The sequence below is a fragment of the Zarconia sp. genome, assembly GCF_057467645.1.
In genome coordinates, this window is record NZ_JBRJXU010000171.1 from 1 (window position 1) to 21,859 (window position 21,859).

Annotated in this window: 13 protein-coding genes and 1 riboswitch; of the genes, 8 read left to right on the forward strand and 5 right to left on the reverse strand. The window is 51.2% G+C overall.

Annotated features, from left to right (window positions below; genetic code table 11):
* Nucleotides 1-495: 495 nt before the first annotated feature.
* On the reverse strand, nt 496-3,117 hold the full coding sequence (locus AC2215_RS25465; protein WP_486812837.1) for a pentapeptide repeat-containing protein: 2,622 nt from the start codon (nt 3,115-3,117) through the stop codon (nt 496-498).
* A gap of 157 nt (nt 3,118-3,274) precedes the next feature.
* Between AC2215_RS25465 and petE the strand changes: the two genes are divergently transcribed.
* Entirely contained in the window at nt 3,275-3,652 is a 378-nt protein-coding gene (gene petE, locus AC2215_RS25470; RefSeq protein ID WP_486812838.1) for a plastocyanin, read from the forward strand.
* Nucleotides 3,653-4,091: 439 nt separating this feature from the next.
* On the opposite strand, the gene moeB is transcribed toward petE, so the two are convergent.
* Nucleotides 4,092-5,264: a molybdopterin-synthase adenylyltransferase MoeB gene (gene moeB / locus AC2215_RS25475; RefSeq protein ID WP_486812839.1), complete on the reverse strand. Its 1,173-nt coding sequence runs from the start codon at nt 5,262-5,264 to the stop codon at nt 4,092-4,094.
* A 457-nt stretch (nt 5,265-5,721) separates the two neighbouring features.
* A riboswitch (cobalamin riboswitch) is annotated at nt 5,722-5,928 on the forward strand.
* A gap of 1,017 nt (nt 5,929-6,945) precedes the next feature.
* Here moeB and AC2215_RS25480 point away from each other — a divergent pair.
* Entirely contained in the window at nt 6,946-8,610 is a 1,665-nt protein-coding gene (locus AC2215_RS25480) for an iron uptake porin (protein ID WP_486812840.1), read from the forward strand.
* 456 nt (nt 8,611-9,066) lie between these two features.
* On the opposite strand, the gene dpsA is transcribed toward AC2215_RS25480, so the two are convergent.
* Nucleotides 9,067-9,597: a DNA starvation/stress protection protein DpsA gene (gene dpsA / locus AC2215_RS25485; protein ID WP_486812841.1), complete on the reverse strand. Its 531-nt coding sequence runs from the start codon at nt 9,595-9,597 to the stop codon at nt 9,067-9,069.
* A 244-nt stretch (nt 9,598-9,841) separates the two neighbouring features.
* Between dpsA and AC2215_RS25490 the strand changes: the two genes are divergently transcribed.
* Together AC2215_RS25490 and AC2215_RS25495 are read left to right on the forward strand one after the other, a co-directional pair.
* Complete coding sequence (locus AC2215_RS25490; protein WP_486812842.1) at nt 9,842-10,096, forward strand: Asr1405/Asl0597 family protein; 255 nt, start codon at nt 9,842-9,844, stop codon at nt 10,094-10,096.
* 122 nt (nt 10,097-10,218) lie between these two features.
* Complete coding sequence (locus tag AC2215_RS25495) at nt 10,219-11,133, forward strand: ParB/RepB/Spo0J family partition protein (protein ID WP_486812843.1); 915 nt, start codon at nt 10,219-10,221, stop codon at nt 11,131-11,133.
* A 594-nt stretch (nt 11,134-11,727) separates the two neighbouring features.
* Here AC2215_RS25495 and AC2215_RS25500 read toward each other — a convergent pair.
* The gene (locus AC2215_RS25500; RefSeq protein ID WP_486812844.1) at nt 11,728-14,031 is read right to left on the reverse strand and encodes a helix-turn-helix domain-containing protein; all 2,304 of its coding nucleotides are present in this window, start codon (nt 14,029-14,031) and stop codon (nt 11,728-11,730) included.
* Between the two features lie 1,185 nt (nt 14,032-15,216).
* Between AC2215_RS25500 and AC2215_RS25505 the strand changes: the two genes are divergently transcribed.
* Together AC2215_RS25505 and AC2215_RS25510 are read left to right on the forward strand one after the other, a co-directional pair.
* Nucleotides 15,217-16,794 (forward strand): B12-binding domain-containing radical SAM protein, encoded by a 1,578-nt coding sequence (locus AC2215_RS25505; protein ID WP_486812845.1) that lies wholly within the window; start codon nt 15,217-15,219, stop codon nt 16,792-16,794.
* 161 nt (nt 16,795-16,955) lie between these two features.
* Nucleotides 16,956-18,023, forward strand: coding sequence for an AI-2E family transporter (locus tag AC2215_RS25510; RefSeq protein WP_486812846.1), 1,068 nt, complete (start codon nt 16,956-16,958; stop codon nt 18,021-18,023).
* 259 nt (nt 18,024-18,282) lie between these two features.
* Here the strand turns inward: AC2215_RS25510 and AC2215_RS25515 are convergent, their stop codons facing one another.
* Nucleotides 18,283-18,834, reverse strand: a complete 552-nt coding sequence (locus tag AC2215_RS25515) for a glycine-rich domain-containing protein (protein WP_486812847.1) — start codon at nt 18,832-18,834, stop codon at nt 18,283-18,285.
* A 182-nt stretch (nt 18,835-19,016) separates the two neighbouring features.
* Between AC2215_RS25515 and AC2215_RS25520 the strand changes: the two genes are divergently transcribed.
* Both AC2215_RS25520 and AC2215_RS25525 read left to right on the forward strand, forming a co-directional pair.
* The gene (locus AC2215_RS25520) at nt 19,017-19,211 is read left to right on the forward strand and encodes a hypothetical protein (RefSeq protein ID WP_486812848.1); all 195 of its coding nucleotides are present in this window, start codon (nt 19,017-19,019) and stop codon (nt 19,209-19,211) included.
* Nucleotides 19,212-20,134: 923 nt separating this feature from the next.
* Complete coding sequence (locus AC2215_RS25525; RefSeq protein WP_486812849.1) at nt 20,135-21,412, forward strand: AAA-like domain-containing protein; 1,278 nt, start codon at nt 20,135-20,137, stop codon at nt 21,410-21,412.
* Nucleotides 21,413-21,859 lie beyond the last annotated feature (447 nt).

The window sequence follows — 21,859 nt, forward strand, 5'->3', positions numbered from 1 at the left end:
CCCCGCGTCGGACGGGGCGTATAAACTCCTGGGGACACCCCAGGAGACAGCCCCTTCGCAAGAGGTCGGACCCCGCGTCGGCGCGCCTACGCAAGGGAACGCCGACCTAGCAAGGGAACGCCGACCGGGAGAATTCGAGAAAAATTTTAGCAATCGCGCCTAATTGCAACGAATCATCCGAACTTGATATGACCAAACTTCCCTCAATCTCTGTCGGATCGGATTCGCTTGAATGACCGTCAAAAAATTCACGGCTCGCGTTCTTCCCCGGCCTTCCCTGCTCTCCCTCGCGATCGCTATGGAACGTGAGTTCGGGTTAAGGATTGTCCAGAGGTGGTGCGGTGAGGTGGATTCGGGTCATATGTGGAAAGATTGCTCTCCACATTGGAGAAAATTTGTCAACGGAGACAGTTCTATGAGATTCCATTCCCCCTACACCCCACACCCCACACCCCACACCCCATCCTCACCGGAAACTGTTATCCCGAAGTGACGTTATGGATGTTCGCGATCCTCTCCCACCCGGCCATCGGGCAAAATCGCATCCACCCAGTTCGCACCGTCAAGGTTCGCATCTCGCAGCGTCGCCCCGGTCAAATCCGCCCCACTAAGATTCGCACCGGCAAGATTGGCTCCCGTCAAATCGGCATCGACCAGAATTGCCCCCACCAACTTCGCCTTTTTCAAACTGCTGCGGGCCAAATTCGCACCGGTTAGATTGGCGATCGCCAAAATTGCTCCATCCAAAATGGCCCCCTGCAAATCCGACCGTACCAGTTGAGTTTGCAGCAAATCCACCCCGCGCAGATCGATTCCCGTTAGGATCGCCCCCGTCAAATCCGCTCCCGCCAGAGTCTCCCGTCCTGGTGCGTACCGTCGGAGCAACTCCCCGATCGGGGTAACGGTCATTTCCCGCTCGGGCAATCCCTTGACCGTAAACGTCAAACGCTCCCCCCCAGCGATCGCCCGAGCGAACTCCTCGTACAGCGGATAGTCGCCAATACCACTTCCGCGCACCCAACCCCGCGATCGCGTCAGAGCCACAAAAAGCTGATTGCGCAGGGTCGTATTACTCTCATCGATCGCCACCCGATCGACCCCCACCACGTAAACCATATCCGCTTCGTGCCCCTTTGCCCGGTGAATGCGAGACACCGTTACCCCTCCCACGCACCAAAATCGCTGGCGATCGCGCCGTTGTTCTCCAGAGGGCAGCACGTTACAATCGGGCATCGTGGGAATAAAAATATCGATCCCCCGCGCCATCAAAAATCGAGCCACTTGAACCTCTAACCGAGCCACTTCGTACCCCGACCCGACAACCACCACCAAAATCTCTCGACTGGGGCGCAAGCCATCGTATTTTAAGTTGTGCCAAATGCACTCCGCTAAAGCCGTCAATTCCTCCTGGCGCGATCGATAAGTCTCGAACTCGATAACCGGAGACCGCCATAGCTCGGGGATGGGATGGGTAGAATGCGATCGGTACAGCGTCACCGGTTCTCCCGTGGCAAAGCGCCCGCAGACTTCATAGCCGATCGCCTGCCAATCTTGCCGTTGCGTCATCCCCCGCAGCATTCCCCCCGATCGCAACAACCCCATACCCAAGGCGTGGGCGGTCATCAAAATTGGGGCGGGAGTTCGGTAGCCCCGTCCCATCACCTCGCTTTTCCGAATGCCTCCCGGATACTGCCCCGTTACCAAATTGCTCCATTGGGACCCGAATAACGCCCCGGCGGTGGGACTGTTCGCGCTTTCTAAACATTGAGCTTCATCATCGGCCCAAATCAACCGTCTGAGAGGGGGATCTTCTTGAGGATGTTCCTGGGGATTTTCTGGGTTTGCAGGTTTGAGGGCTTGATAAGCCATCCAGTAAAAGGGCTGCTTGTCTCCAAATCGATGGCGATCGTCCACCATCAAATCTTGGGCCTCATCGATGAGAATGGCGTTAAAAATTTGGGGAATGGCTGTTTTTTCCAGCAACTGGCAACAGGCTTTGGCCAGAGCGACATTGGGCGGTAGCCCCTTCAAATCGTTCACCGCTAACCGCCCCACCCCCGTCGCCTCGCACAACAGACCGTACAATCCCGGTCGATTCCGACTCCCCCATGCATTGAGAACTCGCAGTTTGGGGTTAGGGCGATCGTAGCCGAGTTCGCCTCCACTGAAACGTTGCAGCCAGCGATCGAGCAACTCGACGATCGGTTCGTAAAGCGCTCGAGTAAAAAAGACGATCGCGATCTCCCAGTCGGGATGCTTCAAATGCATTTGCGCCGCCTTCTGGCATAACAGCACCGTCTTTCCCGACCCTGCAATCCCCCGAATCCGTTGAGGTCCCGGTGGAATTTCTTTGCCGATGCGTTCTTGCTGCAAATCCAGTGGATTCAACCGTTCTCGCGCCTGGGCTAGAATCAAAGCCCGACTCCGACCGGGGGCGAGTACCCGACGCGATCGCCGGCGATAGAGGGGCGTACCTGCCAACACCGCCAGGAGCAATTGCCATCGTTCGTTGTCTAGGGGAGTGCCTTGGCGCAGGAGAGGCGCGCGTTCGATGGCCTCGAGAAGGGAGACGGAGGGGGAATATTGAGCTCGATCGTCCCCTGCGAAGCACTCGCGAAATAGAATGGGAGGAGAGGTCGGCAGCCGATGGAAACCTCGCTCTTGCCACTGGGATCGGGTAATTTGCGGCAGAGCAACTATCGCCCGCGCCCTCACATGTCTGGCGAGCAGGGGTTCTCCATCGCAATAGTCGAGCAAGGCGTACAGTTGGCTTTCTCCTTGCTGGTAGGGATTGCCGTGGGTGGTGTAGAAGTTTTGGAACTGCCACTGATGCCCGGAGATCGAGCGAATGCAATCGATAGCGATCGATTTGACTTCGATAACCATCAGCCCCAGTTCTCGATCGGCGATCAGGATATCCGGTTCTTTGCGAACGCCCGACCCGAGGGCAAAAATCGGATATCGCCAGTAACCGAGACAGGGGCGAGTCGCAAACGTCCGGCATACGGCTTCCCACACTTGCTTTTCCCCCGAATAGCCACTTTGGGTGAGGGGTTCGGTGGTAATAAATTGCCCGGCTTCAAAATTGCCAGCTTCAGGGCGATCGACCCCTCGCATTTGCGGTATTTCCTCCGATCGGTCACGCTCAGGATACCTGAAGATCGGCACTCCGATGCATTTATGTCGCGATCTCGGTTCGATTTGGGCAATAAATGTCGGTCATTCGCGGTAAAATATGACACAGCGTCAAACTACGTAAACGTCCCAACATAAGATGAATCTAAAATCTTTGGTTTCCAAAACGATCGGCTTGGCCGTCTGCGCGATCGTCCTGTTCGCTAGCACCTTTGCGATCGGTGTTTCCTCTGCCTCCGCCGCAACGACTACCGTCAAAATGGGTGCGGACAATGGTATGCTCGCCTTTCAACCCAAAGCAGTCACAATTTCTGCTGGCGATACGGTAAAGTGGGTCAACAACAAGCTCGCTCCTCACAACGTTGTTTTCGAAAAAAATGCAGAGTACAACCACAAGACTCTGACTTTTTCTCCCGGTCAATCCTTCGAGTCAACATTCAACGAGCCTGGAGAATATACCTACTGGTGCGAACCCCATCGCGGTGCAGGCATGGTTGGCAAAATCGTTGTCAAGTAAGTTAGCACATCTTCCAGTCACGGGCTTTCCTAGTACAGTATAGAGCGACTCGCTCGTATGTTTCTCACATTTACCCCTCTCTTCCAATACGAGGAGAGGGGTTTTGCATCGAATCGGGGTAGTTCGGTCAAAGATAGCGCTTCGCGCTAGTTTATTTACACTCTTGAAAAAATCGATTTTTTCCATTCCCCATTCCCCGTTCCCCGTTCCGGTGTTCCCCATGACTGAAAATCTGTAATGAAAAGGGCGCGAACTGCTATATTTCTAATTCTGGTTGAGGTGAGCATCGGAGGCTTCGGAGGAAACGGGGGTCGGGGAAGAAAGACTGCGATAGCTATACCCCAAACAAAATCGGAGTCGGTACGGGGACGCGACTCCGATTCGTTACAACCAATGTGGTGGAGTACTCAGTTGTACGCCGTTGCACGCCCAGCGTGACTTAGTACGTTGGGATAGAAGGATCGACCTCTTGACTCCAAGCAGTAATACCGCCTTTGACGTTCGTTCCGTCGATGCCAGCTTCTTTGAGAATGCCGAGGGCTTTAGCCGATCGCCCACCCATCTTGCAATGAGCGATAAGGCGATGACCGTTGAGCAGTTCTTTCACCTTCTCAACTCCATCTCCCCGTTCGATATCCGGCAGAGGAACCAGGACGGACCCCTCAATTTTGGCAATCTCGTATTCGTTGGGATTGCGCACGTCAATCAGGACGAAATCATCCGCACCGCTATCCATCAACTGCTTGAGTTCGGTGACGGTCATTTCCGGTAGTGCCATTTTCTGCTTCTCCTCTTCGGCTTTGGCTTGCGGGATGCCGCAGAACTGTTCGTAATCGATCAGTTTTTCGATGACGGGACGTTCGGGATTCGGTCGCAGCTTCAACTCTCGGAACTGCATATCGAGGGCGTTGTAGAGCATCAACCGACCGCTGAGGGTATTACCCTGTCCCAAAATGATTTTTACGGTTTCGGTGGCTTGAATCGTGCCGATAATCCCGCACAGTACCCCCAAAACGCCGCCTTCGGCGCAGGAGGGAACCATTCCCGGTGGTGGGGGTTCCGGGTACAGGTCGCGATAGTTGGGTCCGCCTTCGTAGTTGAAGACCGTCGCCTGTCCTTCAAATCGGAAAATCGAACCGTAGACGTTGGGCTTATCGAGCAAAACGCAGGCATCGTTCACCAGATATCGAGTGGGGAAATTATCCGTTCCGTCCACGACGATATCGTAGGCTGCAATAATCTCCAGGGCATTATCCGACATCAGGCGGGTTTGGTGCAGGTTCACCTGACAGGCGGGATTGATTTCCAGGATGCGGTTCTTGGCCGATTCAATTTTGGGCTTGTCCACCCAAGAGGTGCCGTGAATAATCTGGCGTTGCAGGTTCGATCGATCGACGATATCAAAATCGACGATCCCGATGGTTCCCACACCGGCTGCCGCGAGATACAGCAGCAACGGCGAACCCAAACCCCCAGTTCCAATACACAGTACTTTGGCCGCTTTGAGACGCTTTTGCCCGTCAAGTCCGACTTCCGGCAGAATCAGGTGGCGGGAGTAGCGTTCGTATTCGTCTTTAGTTAGCTGGATGTCTTCCAGATTCGGATTGAGCATGGTAGTCCATGTCGTGCAGAGAAGAGCAGATTGACACTCCCCCACATCGATCGTGGGGGATTCTTGGCTCGACGAAGATACTTTTTGACCAAAGAAAGCGTTTGGGCTTTCCGGCAAGAGGTATCTTCTCCCCAAGCGTTACTAGGAGCGAGTCCTAACGTTTCCGTATGCCCTACGGTACGTTATCCTCAGAATTAATATCCTAGTCTAAATCGTTACCCATGAAGGCGGGTCTTCGCAAAAGTTCTTAATACTCAGGAGAGCGGGAAGGAGACGCTCGCCGCTTCGATCTCCAAGACCATATTCATGAGGACACTTGTGAATATGGGCTCACGCGGGCCGGGGGAGCTTCGGAGGTTTCGGAGGCACAGACTCGGGCAAGATTACACCATGGTCTGACTGTTGTCTGAAGTGAACTGGCGACTGCTATACATTGCGATGGTCTCAAAACATATGATATGCTACGCGGGTCATTGGTTCTAGTGGAAATCAGCCGCTAGAGGAAACGGGGAAAGAGCAGTGTGAATCTGCCGCTGTCCCGCAGCTGTATTGGAGAAAGCTTCAAAACGTTTTGAAGGTTGCTTTTTATTTTTTATAAAGTTCAAAATCTAGAAGCTCCAAATTCCTCCTCAGTCAGAATGCCCGCCAATGCATATCCAAGTTCTCAATATATCTGCGAGGTACAGATAATGGTAAATATTTCGTCTTCAATATTTCGTCTTCATGGCAACGCGCCCAGCAAATAACGTTGTCATTGCCCGTTCATGGCACCTTGCACGAACTTCGCCATCACACTTTGACCGTCGCTTGTTATTAGACATAGGCGCGAAAGCTCGGTTTTTGGCTGGGGCGTGTCCTCAGTTAGATCTAGACGCTTTTCAGGACAAAGATTCTAGCTAGTACAAGGCTGCGGGAGTTTAACTACCATTTCTCTAATCGAGTGTCCCGCTTGTAGTGTATCCGTCGGAACTAATGCTGGGTGAATTCCCGCCCTCGTGTACTAGTGCAATGCGGCAGAAATAACTACCTAGCTTTCAGCTGTTGAAAGCTATACACAGTAAGCATTTTTAATGTGCCCATTTTGCGTGCATCGCGAGCGGTGTCGGTCCCCGTCCCGTTCAACTTATCAAGACGCATTTTTAATTATGCGTATTTAATTATGCGTAGCAGCACTAGCCGGGCGATCGCTCGTTCGCCCAGCCAGAAATCAGGCTTAGCCAAAGATGTACGGCTAACTGATGACAGAACCTATACAGAATCAGGGTTTGAGGTAAATTTCTGGAGAAGTCTATTCGAGTGCTAATTGCCGTTCGTGCGGTAGGTCGTGAATTAATATTTCGCTACATATTGCTCGACAACTCGTGGATTGCCATCCATGGATTCAGTGGTTACCCTCGGGGAGTTTTGCGAGCAATATAGCAACTCCCCATATGGAAAAGTGGCTGATGGGGAGAGAGCTTCTGTCATTCATCAGGCAATCGCATTCATTTTGCCGCCTTGACCCCCGGAAACATCCCGATCGTCAGAAATCGATCCTTTAATTGACTTTTAATTTCAATAGTGAAATACTGTGAGTCGATAAGGGGAAATCTCGATTGCTCTCCGATGAATGAGTACGTTTAATTTTCGTGTCGAGGAGTAAAATCTAATGTCAAAAAGAAAATTTAAAAAATTCCCGATTGTGCTTAAATTCAGTTCGGGAATTGCAGGTATCACCTCGATCGCCGCTGCATCGGGAGCGATCGCCCAAACTGCCACATCGGAACCCGCCACCAACGAACCGATTTCCATCGATCGGGTCATCGAGTACGATACCATCGGCACCGATCGCATTCCGGGGGCTGCAGAATTAGAAACCCTCGATACGATCGAGCAAGTCACCTCCATCTCCCAGCTGTCCGACGTACAGCCCACAGACTGGGCGTTCCAAGCCCTACAATCTCTCGTGGAACGCTACGGTTGTATCGCCGGATACCCCGACGGAACCTATCGCGGCAACCAAGCCACCACCCGCTACGAATTTGCTGCTGGTTTGAACGCTTGCCTCGACCAAATCCTGAATTTAGTGGATGTGGAAGCGGAAGTCACTGCCGAAGATTTAGCCGTCATTCGGCGATTGCAAGAAGAATTTGCCGCTGAACTGGCGACCCTGCGCGGACGAGTCGATGCCCTCGAAGCCCGTACCGCCGAACTCGAAGCCAACCAGTTTTCCACCACCACCAAACTCGAAGGCAGCGTGATTTTTGCCGCCTATGGAGTCGCTGCCGGACAACGGGATGGCGGGCAAGATATCGATCGAGTCACGGCATTCGGCGATCGGGTTCGCCTAGAACTCAACACCAGCTTTACCGGCGAGGACTTGCTCTTCACCCGACTGCAAGCGAGTAACATCAACGCCTTCGACACCACCGGAACCTTCCAAGGCGATTTATTCTTTGCCGACGATAACGGCAACGACATCGAAATTGATGCCCTCAAATACGAGTTTCCCGTGGGCGACAAACTCACTGTGGCACTCGTTGCTAACGCTGGAGCATCTGATGACTTCGCCCCCACCATCAACCCCTACCTCGATGGCGACGGCAACTTCGGGGCCCTGTCTCGCTTCGGCACTCGCGCCCCCATCTTTTACCTCACCGAACAAGCAGGACTCGGACTATACTACGAACTCAACGATAAAGTAGCCCTGAGTGCCGGTTACTTGGCTGCCGATGCCGGCAATCCCGAGCAAGGGGCGGGGTTATTTGACGGGGCTTACGGATTTTTGGGGCAAATTACAGCAACTCCCATGGATGGGCTGGAAGTGGGTTTGACCTATCTCAATGCCTATAACCTTGAAACTGCGACTGGCAGCAATCTCTCCAACTTCCTCACCTTCTCAGAAGACACTTTTGGCGAGGCGATTCCCAATATTCAAAACGCTTACGGCGTAGAAGTCTCCTGGCAGCTACTCGAAAAAGTGGTGCTTGGGGGTTGGGTCGGTTTCGTCGATACCCAAACCCTCTCAACCTTGGGCGGTACGGTGAATCGAGGTGGTCTGGAGTCTTGGAACTGGGCCGTCAATCTGGCATTCCCAGATTTAGGCACGCCCGGTAGCGTCGCGGGGATTATCGTCGGTATGGAGCCGAGAACGCGGGGGGTCAGTTCGTCATTGCGAGATGATATCATTAGCGCGGGCGGTCGCGTTGACGATGTGACTTCATTGCACATTGAAGGATTCTACCAATTCCAGGTCTCGGAAAATATTGCGATTACCCCCGGTATTATCGTCGTCACCGACCCAGGTTTCGACGAAGATAACGATACATTAGTCATTGGTGCGGTGCGGACGCTCTTCAGTTTCTGATAACCTCGCTCCTCAACTGGGTTATCAATTGGGTTTTAAATCTTCCTCACATCTAAGATCGATCGGGTAACTTGCTTGCCCGATTTTTTTTGCTACTCCGTTGCAACTATTTTCTTGCCATAGCTTCTCAATTAGGTTATATTGCTCTATGTAAGAGATATGCAAAAAAAGAGAAGCCTTCCGGATTGGAAAACTTCTCTAATCTGAACTTTATTCGGGGTGTTGAGATCGACCGATCGGGTCAGTTTCTTCGCAAGGCGTGTGGGCATTTGCCGCGCTTAGCATCAGAGCTTCTATCTAACCGATCTCAACTAGATACCGCTCGTCTTTTATCTACTTCATACTAATGGGTCTTGCAAGCGTGCTTGGGCTGCGCTCCCATTCGTGCTGGCATTTTTGACTCATCAAGTATTACTTCGACAGAAGAGGCGCGCGATTCGCCAACTGAGTATCGGACTAGCGAGTGACTAAAGTATCGCCGGCGAGGAAATGATCTAAGTGATAAGCCCGTTCTTCCGTTTTCAGCAAAATTTGCTCGTAGAGGTAGCGCGTGGCGCGATCGCCGAGAGATTCAGCTTGAGCGGCGTTGCGGCGCAAAACTTGCAAAATGGCTTGTTCGGCTTTCAAGTCGTTTTCAACCATAGTGCGGCAGTTGTAAGCCCCATCGGCTTCCGGCTCGAAGCAGCACAGTTCGGCAAGTTTGGTAAAGCTGGCCGCAGGGATGCCGCCGAGTCCGTTGAGACGCTCGCCCAAATCGTGAACGTGTCCGCTCGCGGCATCGTAGCCTTCTTCAAAGAACTCGTGCAGGGAATAAAACTCTGCACCTTCAACGACGAAATGATGTTTCTGATATTGCAAGTACAAGGCTTGGAAACTGGCCAATGCAATATTGAGTCCCTCGCAAACCGGCTGCGTTACCGACCGTTCGAGAAGGAGGACGTTATCGCTAATTTCATCAAAGGATTGAACGAGGGTTTGGTTAGACATGATCTTGATGTGAACGATTTTTGAATGAATGAATTCGACTGGCTTTTATCTACGACCGGGCGGGTGGTTTTTAGCCAAGTTAACCGAATAATCGATTGGGTTCTCGAGATATTCATTCTAACTCGAACGTTTCGCCAAAAAAACTCCTCGATTTCAAATGGAAGCTCGATTTTATCGGCTTGCTTGGATTTATTTAGAATCAATCTCAAAATCTGCCAACATTCGTCACTAAAACTTCTAATTTATGAGCAACTTCGATTCTAACTACAGCTTGGACTTATCCGTTGGCTGCGCCGATCGCTGGTGGGTTTACCATCGCCTCCAATCTCTGGAGGTTCCCTGTCGGTGTCAATGCTATAAGCCCCTACAGGTGGACGTTTCTAGCCCTCTATCCACCGTTCAAATTTGGAGCGTGATGCGGCAAATGACCGCTTCGCGACAAGAATTAACCGATTGGCTCGAAACCTGCTGGCAGCTTCCCCAGGGTCGAAATTGTTAGCCATCGATCGCTCGATGGGGTGCTTGCAAAAATCTAGCAACAATAAACTTAGTTGTCATCAAGAATCAAGAGCAAATCAAAGGGGAAAATGTAGGTCTCGATCGACATTCGGCAATGACACGATGGATCATAGGCAGTTCGACAAAAAAGGGTGCGATCGAACTGGGCAAATTCGATACGAGCGATCGGACTTTAAGGTTTTGCCCATTGCCGATATCGTGTTGCCAGACTATCAACCCCGCCAGTATTTCGACGATCGCAAACTCGACGAACTCGCAGAAGCCATCGTCCGCCACGGTATTTTTTCACCCCTCCTGGTCCGGCTGCTCCCCTCGGGACGCTACGAACTGGTAGCCGGGGGGAGGCGGTTTCGCGCGGCTCAGAAGGCGGGGATGCCCGAAATTCCGGCGATCGTCCTCAACCTTGCCGACGATGACATACTCGAAGTTGCACTGCTGGAAAACCTGCAACGAGAAGACCTCAATCTTCTCGAAGAAACGGAAGGGATTTTAGCGTTGCTGGCCTTGAAGTTAGAAATGGCTGTCGAAGAAGTGCCGCGACTTCTATATCGACTCGCCAAGCAGCAAAGCCGGAAAACCCTGTCTAGTAACGTTACGGGACAAGAGACCTTAGAAACCGTCAATGCCATTTTTGAGTCTTTGGGAACGATGGCATGGTCTTCTTTCGTTCGCAATCGCCTGCCGTTGCTAAAATTGCCGCCACTGCTCCTGGATGCCTTGCGTCAAAATCGACTGGCTTATACGAAGATCTTAGCTATTGCCAAAGTCCGAGATCGTCCGCAACAGGAAAAACTCTTAGAAACGGCGATCGCTCAACATCTTTCCTTGAGTCAAATTCGGCTAAAAGTTCGCGAACTCAATGGTTCTTTACCCGATTCAGCGATGATTTCTCGAGTTCGCTATCGTCTGGTGAACCTGCAACATACTCTAGAAAAGTCAACAGTTTGGCAAAGCGATCGCAAGCGAAAAACTTTAGAGCATTTATTAACCCAAATTGAAGCGTTGATTATCGAGTAATTTTTGAAGGCTGAAAATTCTAGAAAACCAAACATTGCTAACTCTGTAAAATGTTTCGATTTTTTTATTTTTTTATGCGTTTACACTTAAAAAATATAGCGCTACGCGCTAGGGAACAGGGAACGGGGAACGGGGAACAGTAGACTCTCAGATCGTTTCAGGATTTATAAATGTCCTAACTAATTTGCGTAGTGCTATAACCGCTTTTTTTTATAAAATTCAACCCTATATGATTGGATTATTCACCCAATCAAAAAATTAAATCGTAAGCATTTAGCATTTAGCGATCTGCTATTAGTTTTGGATGAAAAGGTCGCAAACATTCGTTTAATCGGGTTCGATCGATGGATAAAGTTAATCGTCTTTACCTGCGAGTCTGTTGCCATTTCAGCGTTTGGAGTGTAATAAGCTGACGGCTGACCGCTGATAGCTGAATGCTTAGCTAAGTAGGTGGGCGTTAAAATCTTTACCTATGTAACTAAATGTAAATAGCCTCAACTCCTCTCTTTAGGTGAAATAGGATTTGTTTTACAAATTGCAATATAACACAGCTTTTCAGTGCCTACTTACTTAAAATCTAAAACTCCTCACGATTCAAGCACTTTGACCGAGTAAGTTCTCCATTTCGCTGACCTCCTGTGTCATCCCGAGACGATCGAACCCTTTTATCGCCAGATCTGCCCAGGTTTGGCACTGACCGTTGCGACCTCGCTTGTTGTAGAGAAGGGCAAAAGAGCGATGGCAAAACGCCAGACAGCGTTTATCTTGATATTCTTCCACCGTCGGTAAACCCTGGTTTAAAAAGGCTTCAGCCCGATCGAGATCGTTTTGAGCGATCGCCACATCGGCCAACCACAGCTTGCTATAGACGATCGCCCGTTTCCAACCCATAGTGCGAGCGTATTCGATGACTTTTTCATACAAGCGTTGGGCCTGTTCGTACTCTCCCATAGCAAAAGACAGTTGACCCTGGTAGTACAAAAGATTCGCCTGAAAGCGGCGGCGTTGCATCACTTTCAAAGAAGCGCGCACCAGTTGGTCTCGAACCCGATCGAGCCATACTTGCGCCCGCTCGAAATTGTGGCGATCGATTTGCAGGGATGCCATATCTAACGCGATATCGATCTGACCGGAAATATTATGCATTTCGTAAAGCTTCCAGGCTCGCTCGAATAACTTCATCGCCTCGTGATGCTCTTGAGGTCGATCGAAAAAGGTAAGGGTCCGACCTTTATCAAACAGGGATGTCGCCATCGTATCCCAGTCATTGTGCCGCTTGGCTTGTTTGTAGAGCCAATCCATCCAGCGCAAGCGATCGGGCCAATATCCCGCAAATTGGGTATATCCCTTGAGATACCGCCACATCTCACGAAAATCTTCGTATCGCTCTCGATCGATGCACCATTCGATCGCTGCCACCAAATTTTCCCATTCCGATAGCAGCGCGCCGTCGGGCAACCACTCTTTCGGGTCTTTCGCCCCGTGCTGGCGAACGAATTCAACACACCAGCGTACCCAACGTTCTCGGGCATCTCGATCGAACTTCGGCGTATTTTGGAGTTCCACCAGGGCATATTCTCTGGTGAGCGACAGTAGATAGTATCGATCGTCTTGGCACTCGATCGCCGACAGTTGCTGCAACCGCGCGAAGCCAGCATCAACGATCGTGCCGTCGGTTTTGAAGTTAGCAATGCGAGCCAGGGTGATGCGATCGACCGGTTTTGGAAACAGTGCCAGCGCCAGGAGTAACTTATGGGCGGGTTTACCTCGGATCGCCTCAATCAGACTTCCCAGGCAATATCGAGCCACTTCATCTTGGGGATCGACCAGACGATCCATCACCGCTGGGAAAGCGTGACCCAGAGCCAGTTGACCGATGGCATAGATTGCCGCGGCAGGAATCCCACTACTGTATTCGTAGAGGGTTTGGCATCGTCCATCCTCGAGGGGGAGATCTTGTTGAGCGGCGCGATCGCCAATGAGGGTCAAACCGTCTGTTTCGGGCAAGGGACCCAAACGAATCGACACATCCAATAGCGTTTGCGAGCGACTCGTGGCGATCGCCTTGACCGTCGGCGGCAGTTCGTCGATGAAAGATAGGATTTGGGAGCGATCGTCGAACGATTCTAAGCTATCGAGAATCAGTAACGTCCGTCGAGCGGCCAGGGCATCGAGAACCCAATCGAGTTGCTCGTGAAAGTTCACCGCTCGATCGATTTGGGGACACTGTAAGATGCGGGCGATCGTCCGAAACAAATCTCGTAGGGTACGCTCGCATTTGAGACGTTGGGAGATCCCCCGCGCTCGCAGCGCTTCTTGTCGGGCCGAGGCGAAGACCATTGCATCGAAGAGAGGTTCGGCTGGCGCGAGGGGGGGAACCCACTCGATCTGGGAACAGCGGTAGGCCGCCTCCACCGCCAGAGCCGTTTTTCCCGTTCCCCCTAACCCATCGATCCCGATGGCGCGAGCAGAATTCTCATAGGACAGCAATTCCACCAATCTCCCCAGTTCCGATCTTTCGACAAACGGCTCTCGAATCGGTAGATTGTGTTTAGTGCGGGTTCGAGTCTCTGTTTCAGCACTAGGGCGGTTCTGGCGCTCTTGCTCGACGAGCTTATGTTTGCGCCACGCTTCTTCGAGTGGGGCTTTGAAGCGCTTTTTGCCCACTTTAACCCCGAGACCTTCAGAGAGCTTTCGCCACAAACCATTACCGACGTCTTTTTCGATAAATTTAAAGCTGTAGTTAACTCGTTCGGCAATAACTTGGTAGGTCAGATTCTCCCACGCCCCGCGAAAGACTTCCATTTCTAGGTTGCTCAAGGGTTCGCCCGTCGTCGAAAAAATCAGTTCGCTCGCAAATTCCAAGCCACTTTCGACATCCATCGGTTGCTTGTCCATCAGAGTTGAACCTCCTACCCCACCTGAAATTACCTATTGGAGTTTAGACAAATTTAACAGCTTGAAGCGTCAAACCCTTATCCTGACGAGATTGGAGGGTTGGCAGCTCCACGTTAGGATTGAAAACTTAAAATGCTGACCCCATCTGAGTTGTCGCTTTCTCCATCGAAGTTTTGTCTAAACTTGAGTTACCTAGAACGGCACCGAGTATTTGGCGTCGATTGCCATGACCGAATCTTATCGATAGAGCCAAGATTTGACAACGCTCGCATCGGGATTTGAGTCTAGATACCGGGACGATCGATTGCCCTGACCCCGCACCACTCGTCGAATGCCACCGGCGTTCGCCTGACGCGCGAACGGTATTGAAGAAATGTTTGAGCGACACGACGCTCGGCGATGCTCTTCAAATCTCGATCCCGAGCAATGAGTGCGATCCTTCCGATTCGCGCTTTGTGAAATTGCCAGTTGGAGATCGAGCGACACGTAACTTCATCTCAATTTTACCGCAAAGGTGCGTCGCCACTGGATTTGCTTCTCCCAGGGTCGAGGAGGGCTTCGGGAACAGGGGAAGCAGGGGGAGCAAATCCCCTGCTTTTTCGTTGACACTCGACGAGCCATCGGAGCAATTGTGAACAGCATTCCCTTGTATAGCTGTACGCACATACGTTAAGACACTCTCATCTCCGTCTTCCCCTCTGGGTAATCGGCAATTTTTCTGAACGTCCTAACCTAAGCGCGTAGCGCTATATCGCTGTATTCAGTTAGGTTAGGACAGCCTGAGTCCCGAGTTCACAAAGCGCATCTTTCTCCCCCTGCTTCCCCTGCTCCCCCTGCTCACTTTCACCTATGTCCTAACGCGACTGAATACGGCTATAAGGGTCTTCCCCCCTGCCCACGAAGCCTCCGATGCCCCCAAAGCCCACAGTCAATTTTGACCTAACCGATATGGCGACTGCCATATCCTCTCTGCGTGTCCCCGCGTCACCGTGTCACCGCGTCTTCCCCCATTCCCCATTCCCCATGACCTTTAATGAAAAGGGCGATCGCCCCAGAGCCATTGACCGATGGTTTGAGCACGATGGACACTTTTAAGATTGTCCTCCGTTAAAAACGGGCGCGAACGCGCTAAGCTTTAGGGGTTTACATGCATCGATCCATCCAGTGTGAGGCATTAAGATATCCATGCGGGTTTTATTGTTATATCCCTTGTTTCCAAAGAGTTTCTGGTCGTTTGAGAAGGCTCTAGCACTCGTGGATCGCAAAGCCCTGTTACCCCCCCTCGGCTTAGTCACGGTCGCTGCTATTTTGCCTCAGGAGTGGGAGTTCAAACTCGTCGATCGCAACATTCGCACTGTGACGGAAGAGGAATGGAACTGGGCGGAGTTGGTGATTCTATCGGGGATGATCGTTCAGAAAGACGATATGCTCGACCTAATCCGAGAAGCCCAGCGTCGGGGCAAACCCGTTGCCGTCGGCGGTCCCTATGCCACCTCTCTACCAGCGGAAGTCAAAGAAGCAGACTATTTGGTGCTTGATGAAGGGGAAATCACCCTACCGATGTTCGTCGAAGCCCTCGAACGGGGAGAAACCAGCGGCGTTTTTAGAGCCAGCGATAAGCCAGCCGTTACCGACACCCCCATCCCGCGCTACGATTTGCTCGAATTTAGCGCTTACGACAACATGTCGATTCAGTTCTCGCGTGGCTGTCCCTTCCAGTGCGAGTTCTGCGATATCATCGTCCTCTACGGTCGCAAGCCTCGCACCAAAACCCCCGAACAACTGATTGCCGAACTCGAACGGCTGTACGAACTCGGTTGGCGCGGCAGCGTGTTTATGGTGGATGACAACTTCATCGGCAACAAGCGGAACGTCAAGCTTTTGCTGCGGGAGTTGAAGGGTTGGATGGCCGAAAAAAAATATCCCTTTAGCTTTACCACGGAAGCCTCGGTGGATTTGGCCCAAGATCCGGAATTGATGGATTTAATGGTCGAGTGTCATTTCACCGTCGTCTTTTTGGGGATCGAAACCCCCGATGAAGACAGTTTGGCCCTGACGAAGAAGTTCCAAAATACCCGCGATTCCCTCAGTGAGTCGGTTGATGCGATCGTGGAGGCGGGTCTGCGGGTGACCGCTGGGTTCATCATGGGCTTCGATGGTGAGAAACCGGGGGCAGGCAATCGCGTAGCTCAATTTGTGGAAAAAGCAGCGATTCCCCTCGCCATGTTTAGTATGTTGCAAGCACTGCCCAATACGGCCTTGTGGAATCGCTTGGAAAAAGAAGGTCGCATGGTGAACGAGGGAGGAAATATCAATCAAACCACGTTGATGAACTTCGTCCCCACTCGCCCCATCGAAGATATCGCCCGCGAGTATATCGATGCGTTTTGGAATCTTTACGATCCCCTGCAATACCTCGAACGCACCTTCCGCCATTTTATGAAGCTGGGCATTCCCCGCCACAAAGGGGAAAGCCGACCCAGTTGGGAATCGATTCGCGCCCTGTTGATTATCCTCTGGCGGCAGGGGGTCGTTCGCAAAACGCGGGTCAAGTTCTGGATTAATTTGTATAAGATTTTCCGCCGCCATCCCTCCTTAGTGGATTCTTACATCACGGTTTGCGCTTACATCGAGCATTTCTATGAGTACCGCCAAATCGTGCGGGATCAAATTACCGCTCAACTCGAAGCTTATTTGGCAGCCCAAGCCCAGCAGCAAGTTGAGAATTCAGAGGCGGAAATCGAGATCGAGCAGGTAGCTTGAGGCTCTAGGAGAATAGACAATTGACAATGGACAATTGACAATTGTTTAACAGGCATCTTCAAAAAAGGAGGAAGGGGGAGAATATTCAAAATTAATTCTCCCTTATCCTCCTTTTCTCAGTTCTGCGCTTCCAAATTCAAAATTCTCTCCAACTTAGATAAATGAAACCGGCGATCGCTTTACCCTCTTGGATGACTTGGGGATTAGCCTTCCCCTTGATTGCCCTCAACGGCTGGCTGTTGCTGGTGGTTTTTGAGTATTTTCACTCTTTCATCATCGTTTTAGTCACTGCCACGTTACTCGCCTTTATCTTGAACTATCCGGTGCGATTTCTAACCTCTTTTGGTATCAAACGGGGTTGGGCCGTTTTAGGAACCATCGGGTTAACGTTACTGTTGGCAGTGCTTCTGGGGGTGACGTTAGGTCCGGTTGCCCTGCGCCAGTTTAACGATTTGGCCGATCGCCTCCCCAGTTGGATCGAATCGGGCACGCAGCAGCTTCAAACGTTGAACGATTGGGCGACCGGTCGCAATTTACCCATTGACGTCAGCGGTTTAATCGCAGAACTGACTGGTCGCCTGTCGGGTCAACTCCAATCTTTGGTGGGGCAAATTCTCGATACCATTTTGGGAACCGTCGGCAGCGTGGTGGATTTGCTGCTGACATTTGTGCTGGCGTTCTATATCCTCTTACATGGAGAACAAGTTTGGGAGGGGATCTGTCAGTGGTTGCCTCAGCCCATCGGTTCCCAAATTCGCCCGCTCTTAGGGCAAAGTTTTCATAATTACTATGTCGGACAAGCTTCCCTAGCGGCAATTGTCGGCAGTTCGATGACGCTGACCTTCCTATTGTTGAAAGTGCCTTTTGGGTTGCTGTTTGGATTGGGGGTTGGGTTTATGGCACTGTTTCCCTTTGGTGCGGGTTTGAGCATTTGCGTGGTTAGCGTCCTGACCGCACTCAAAAGCGTTTGGCTGGGGGTCAGAGTACTTGTGGCCGCGACGATTGTCGAGCAAGCGATCGAAAATGGCATCGCACCGCGCCTGCTGGGGGGATTTATCGGACTCAATCCAGTTTGGGTGCTGATCTCTCTCTTGGTGGGAGCCAAGGTGGCTGGGGTGCTTGGAGTTCTGATTGCCGTCCCGATTGCGGGTTTCTTGAAAGGAATTGCCACAGCCGTGCGATCGAACAATTTGGATCGGGAACTCGAGTCCGATGGAATTCGGTCATAGCCGTTCGCACCCTCTTTGTTAACGTCAGTTTTGGATAAGACTGTTTCAGGTGAGGATGGGGAACGGGGAAGATCGCTCTGGCCTCAAATTCTGCCCCGCGACGTCCCCAGCTTTTTTTCTTTCCCAGGGATGGCGAAGGCTGCGGTATTGGGAGTATGGGCCCAGAGCGCGATCTCGTTGACCCGACACAATACTCGATCGAAGATACCGCAACCTTACCGTCTATCGCGAGTCCATGGGATCTATCCCACGGCTGTCATTAAGCATATTGCCCGAATAATACCCGAAGCGGATCGAGTCTTAGGGAAATGCTTGGGCGATTTTCTTCGGAACCGCTAAACAGCTTACAAGCACTGGCTTGAGACAATCGGCTTGGAGATATGGGCATTTTAAAATGCTCCTCGAAGAGTTGCCGGGTTTGCTCGAAACTCAAATAGAGCTGCTGGCGATCGACCTCACCGCGCGCTCCCATATAGGGAAAATGGTGGAGGAAGCGACCGAATAACATTTGCGTATCCTCAGCATATTTCGCCGTATCTAAAATGTGATAGTGCCAAACCCGATCGATTTCCGGTGTCGGCACGAGGGTGCTATTGGGATACAGAAAGACCAACAGCAGGAATCGCATGTACTGCACCAGAGCTATTGTCACCTCGGCTTGAGTCAACCCCTGACCGTCTTCAGGATTCATCAGTTTGTAGGCGATCGGTCCGAGATCGAGAGATGCCAACTTGTGAATGAAGGCTAACGCCTCTGCTTCGAGAGAATTGGATGGACGATTGTTTGGGCTTTGAAAATGTTGAAAATTCATGTGTGTATCACCTAGTACGATTTGGACTCGAAATCCCGACGGGAAGTCGGCGATCGCGAGCCATGAGTCGTTGACCCACTCGACGTTTTCAACCGAACCAGCATCGGTTGTCCCATAGGGCAATAGCAAGGAATGCGATCGCCAATTTATCGCCGGTTGGCGACCGTCTGCGGGTACAATCTATGACATTCTCAATTGTGAAACTTCGTGCTGACTCGATCGCTCCTATTTCGATCCGTCATCTCTTACCCCAAGGAAACGATCGTCAGCCAACTCGATTGCATCGGTGGGTGCATCTGTTTGTCTACCCCAACAACTCCCGCACGCAGCATGGGAGTTTCGATCTTCAGTCGCAAACCACTAAGCCCAAACTCTAATCGGGGTCGATGCGTCGTGCAACCGAGTTGTGTTCGTAAAAGTATTCAAATGAATACAAAGCTCACCCCTAAAGCAATATACATGAGCTTTGTGGCATTCTCCGGATTGAATTTTTGAATATTCCGGAATATTCAGCGCCGAGCGAGTAAATTATACTGGGATGCCGATCGTTTTTCCCGAATTGAAGTGATGCTCGTTGACGAGCGTCAGAACACCCGCACGTAGAGGAGAGCCATCGAGTGCGCGAAGGACGGATACTTATCCGGTCTCAAGAGACTGGCATCCCAAAAGGAAGCGCACGGGTCTTTGCGATTTGAGTTTCCTTTCAAAGGGCGATCTTGGGAATTGTTTTGTTATTGCTTTGTATTTTAGAGCCAAGTGCAAACTGCCGAGGAAATCTCGTTCTACCTCGATGTCATCCCGCTGGGCGATCGGATTCGAGCGCATGAGATACGCCGACATCGAAGGCAAGTCCCAACAACCGATCGGTTCTCTTATTTTTAACACCATGCTAATTTCTGTTATAAATAGATGACTCAAATTCAGATATGGCAAGCCTTTGACGATCGCTAACCGAGCCAGCGTCCATCCATGGAATTCTAGGTTCGAGCGCTCGAACTAGAGCATCGCTCTAGGGGTTTGAAAAGAGAATTTGCGGACGGTCTAGGGGGTTCAAACAAGTTGGAGACGGTTCGGGGTTGACAAGTACTTGAAGTCAACCCAACGGTAGTTTTTGGGTCTGTTGACCGGTCTTGCAGGGAAAAGAAGGCAATCGGGAGCGAGTTAAATCTCGCGCGTCCGAGTACAAGCTGACAACGTATCGCTCTGACTCCGGACATCTCAAACATATAGAATCCCAAGGAAATTTACCTAGATGCTCCATCACGCTCGCTCTCGAACCCTGCTAAGGGACTCAAGTTGTATGGATAAAATCGAATTTGCCATCGCTTTCGATCGATTGCAACGTTCCCCCAAACGCAAACAAGTTTTGCTCAAGCTTCTTCATGGAGAAACCGATGTCGCGATCGCCAAGTCCTTGGAAATTGAACCGGGAACGGTTCGCAAACAAATTTCATCCATTTGTCAAACCTTTGGCTTAACTGCATCCAAAGGTCCTCGCAAATCGAAACGCAGCGATCTGATTGCATTGTTTGCTCGGTATCGACCCGAACTGCTCGGCACTCCCACTCAAAAATCACCAAAAGCGAGCTTAGCATCGGAACGCTATGTAGACAGACCGCCCATCGAATCCCAGTGCCATCGCGCCATCTGCGAACCCCAAGCCTTTTTGCGCATCCGAGGTCCGAGTCAGATAGGTAAGACTTGGTTGCTCAATCGCATTCTCGATCGGGCTGCTGCGTCCGGCTACTATACGGCACGCCTCAACCTGTTGCTAGCCGATCGGGAAATTTTTGCCAATCTCGATCGGTTCTTGCGTTGGTTTTGTGCCAGTATCGGCAAATTCCTCCTGGGCAACCATCAAGTCGATCGATATTGGGATCGCAACCTGGGTAGCAATGCCAGTTGCAAGGCTTATTTTGAAGAATACCTGCTCGCCAAAATCGACGCACCCCTGGTTTTAGGTTTAGATAACCTCGAGCGCCTGTTTGCCTATCCCGAAATCGCTACAGATTTTTTGAATTTACTGCAAGCGTGGCACGAAGACCATCAACGGAGCGATCGCCCCAATGACTTGCGTTTAGTCATCTCCCACAGCTACGAATTTTATCTCCTCCCAGTATCGGCGACCTTACCGTTCGAGATCGACATCGGCACCCTCGTCGATTTACCCGAATTTAACCGGCAACAGGTTGGGGAGTTGGTGCGACGCAATGGATTCAAGTGGCAAGACTCGCGCATCGATCGACTGATGGCCATCCTGGGCGGTCATCCCGGCTTGGTGCAACTCACCCTCTCAACTCTCACTTCCTCCCCCAATCTCCAACTCGATGAACTGTTGCAAACATCTGCGGGTGAAGGCGGATTGTACGGAAACTATCTGTGTAAATATTGGTTGAGTCTTCAAGAGCATCCCGAACTGGCCCGAGGGATAGTTGTTGCCGCCAATGCGTCTCAACCCGTACAACTTCCCCTCGATGTGGCTCGTCAGTTAGTTCGCTTGGGATTGCTCCGTTGGCAGGGGAAAGCGGTGGAACCTCGCTGCGAACTCTATCGCCAATACTTCCGCGATCGATTTTGACACGCGGATTAGGCTCGTTCCAGACGAATTAATTACTTGCCTGAAAGAAGTGAGGGGGTTGACACTCCCCCATATGAATGACGGGGGATTCTTGGTTCAGCGAAACCACTTAAATTAAGTTCCAAGCGTTGCCTAACTCAGAGGTGGGATTCTCCCCAAGCGTTAATTTGGGTATGCCCTACCCTATTCGCAGATTGCGAGTTCTTTTTGAAAAGAGCTATTTGCCCTCAAATGCTGTGTGTCTAGTTCCTATGAATCTTTTACCCACTGCTAGGAGGAAGCTAGAACAATGCAGTAGAACCGCCAAAATTCAATTGCCAAGGTTCAGCGCGCGCTGTGTCTTTCAACAGCTAGGTTTTTAGAGTGGTTGATTACCTTGTCCACTTAACTGAGCATATCAGAAAAGCCGCCCTAGAACGGCGAGGCTTTAGACCCAAGATTTTTGGT

Coding starts and splice junctions, on each gene's coding strand:
- AC2215_RS25465 (WP_486812837.1), bottom strand. CDS start 3,117: ATGCGAGGGGTCGATCGCCCTGAAGCTGGCAATTTTGAAGCCGGGCAA.
- petE (WP_486812838.1), top strand. CDS start 3,275: ATGAATCTAAAATCTTTGGTTTCCAAAACGATCGGCTTGGCCGTCTGC.
- moeB (WP_486812839.1), bottom strand. CDS start 5,264: ATGCTCAATCCGAATCTGGAAGACATCCAGCTAACTAAAGACGAATAC.
- dpsA (WP_486812841.1), bottom strand. CDS start 9,597: ATGTCTAACCAAACCCTCGTTCAATCCTTTGATGAAATTAGCGATAAC.
- AC2215_RS25490 (WP_486812842.1), top strand. CDS start 9,842: ATGAGCAACTTCGATTCTAACTACAGCTTGGACTTATCCGTTGGCTGC.
- AC2215_RS25495 (WP_486812843.1), top strand. CDS start 10,219: ATGGATCATAGGCAGTTCGACAAAAAAGGGTGCGATCGAACTGGGCAA.
- AC2215_RS25500 (WP_486812844.1), bottom strand. CDS start 14,031: ATGGACAAGCAACCGATGGATGTCGAAAGTGGCTTGGAATTTGCGAGC.
- AC2215_RS25505 (WP_486812845.1), top strand. CDS start 15,217: ATGCGGGTTTTATTGTTATATCCCTTGTTTCCAAAGAGTTTCTGGTCG.
- AC2215_RS25510 (WP_486812846.1), top strand. CDS start 16,956: ATGAAACCGGCGATCGCTTTACCCTCTTGGATGACTTGGGGATTAGCC.
- AC2215_RS25515 (WP_486812847.1), bottom strand. CDS start 18,834: ATGAATTTTCAACATTTTCAAAGCCCAAACAATCGTCCATCCAATTCT.
- AC2215_RS25520 (WP_486812848.1), top strand. CDS start 19,017: ATGACATTCTCAATTGTGAAACTTCGTGCTGACTCGATCGCTCCTATT.
- AC2215_RS25525 (WP_486812849.1), top strand. CDS start 20,135: ATGGATAAAATCGAATTTGCCATCGCTTTCGATCGATTGCAACGTTCC.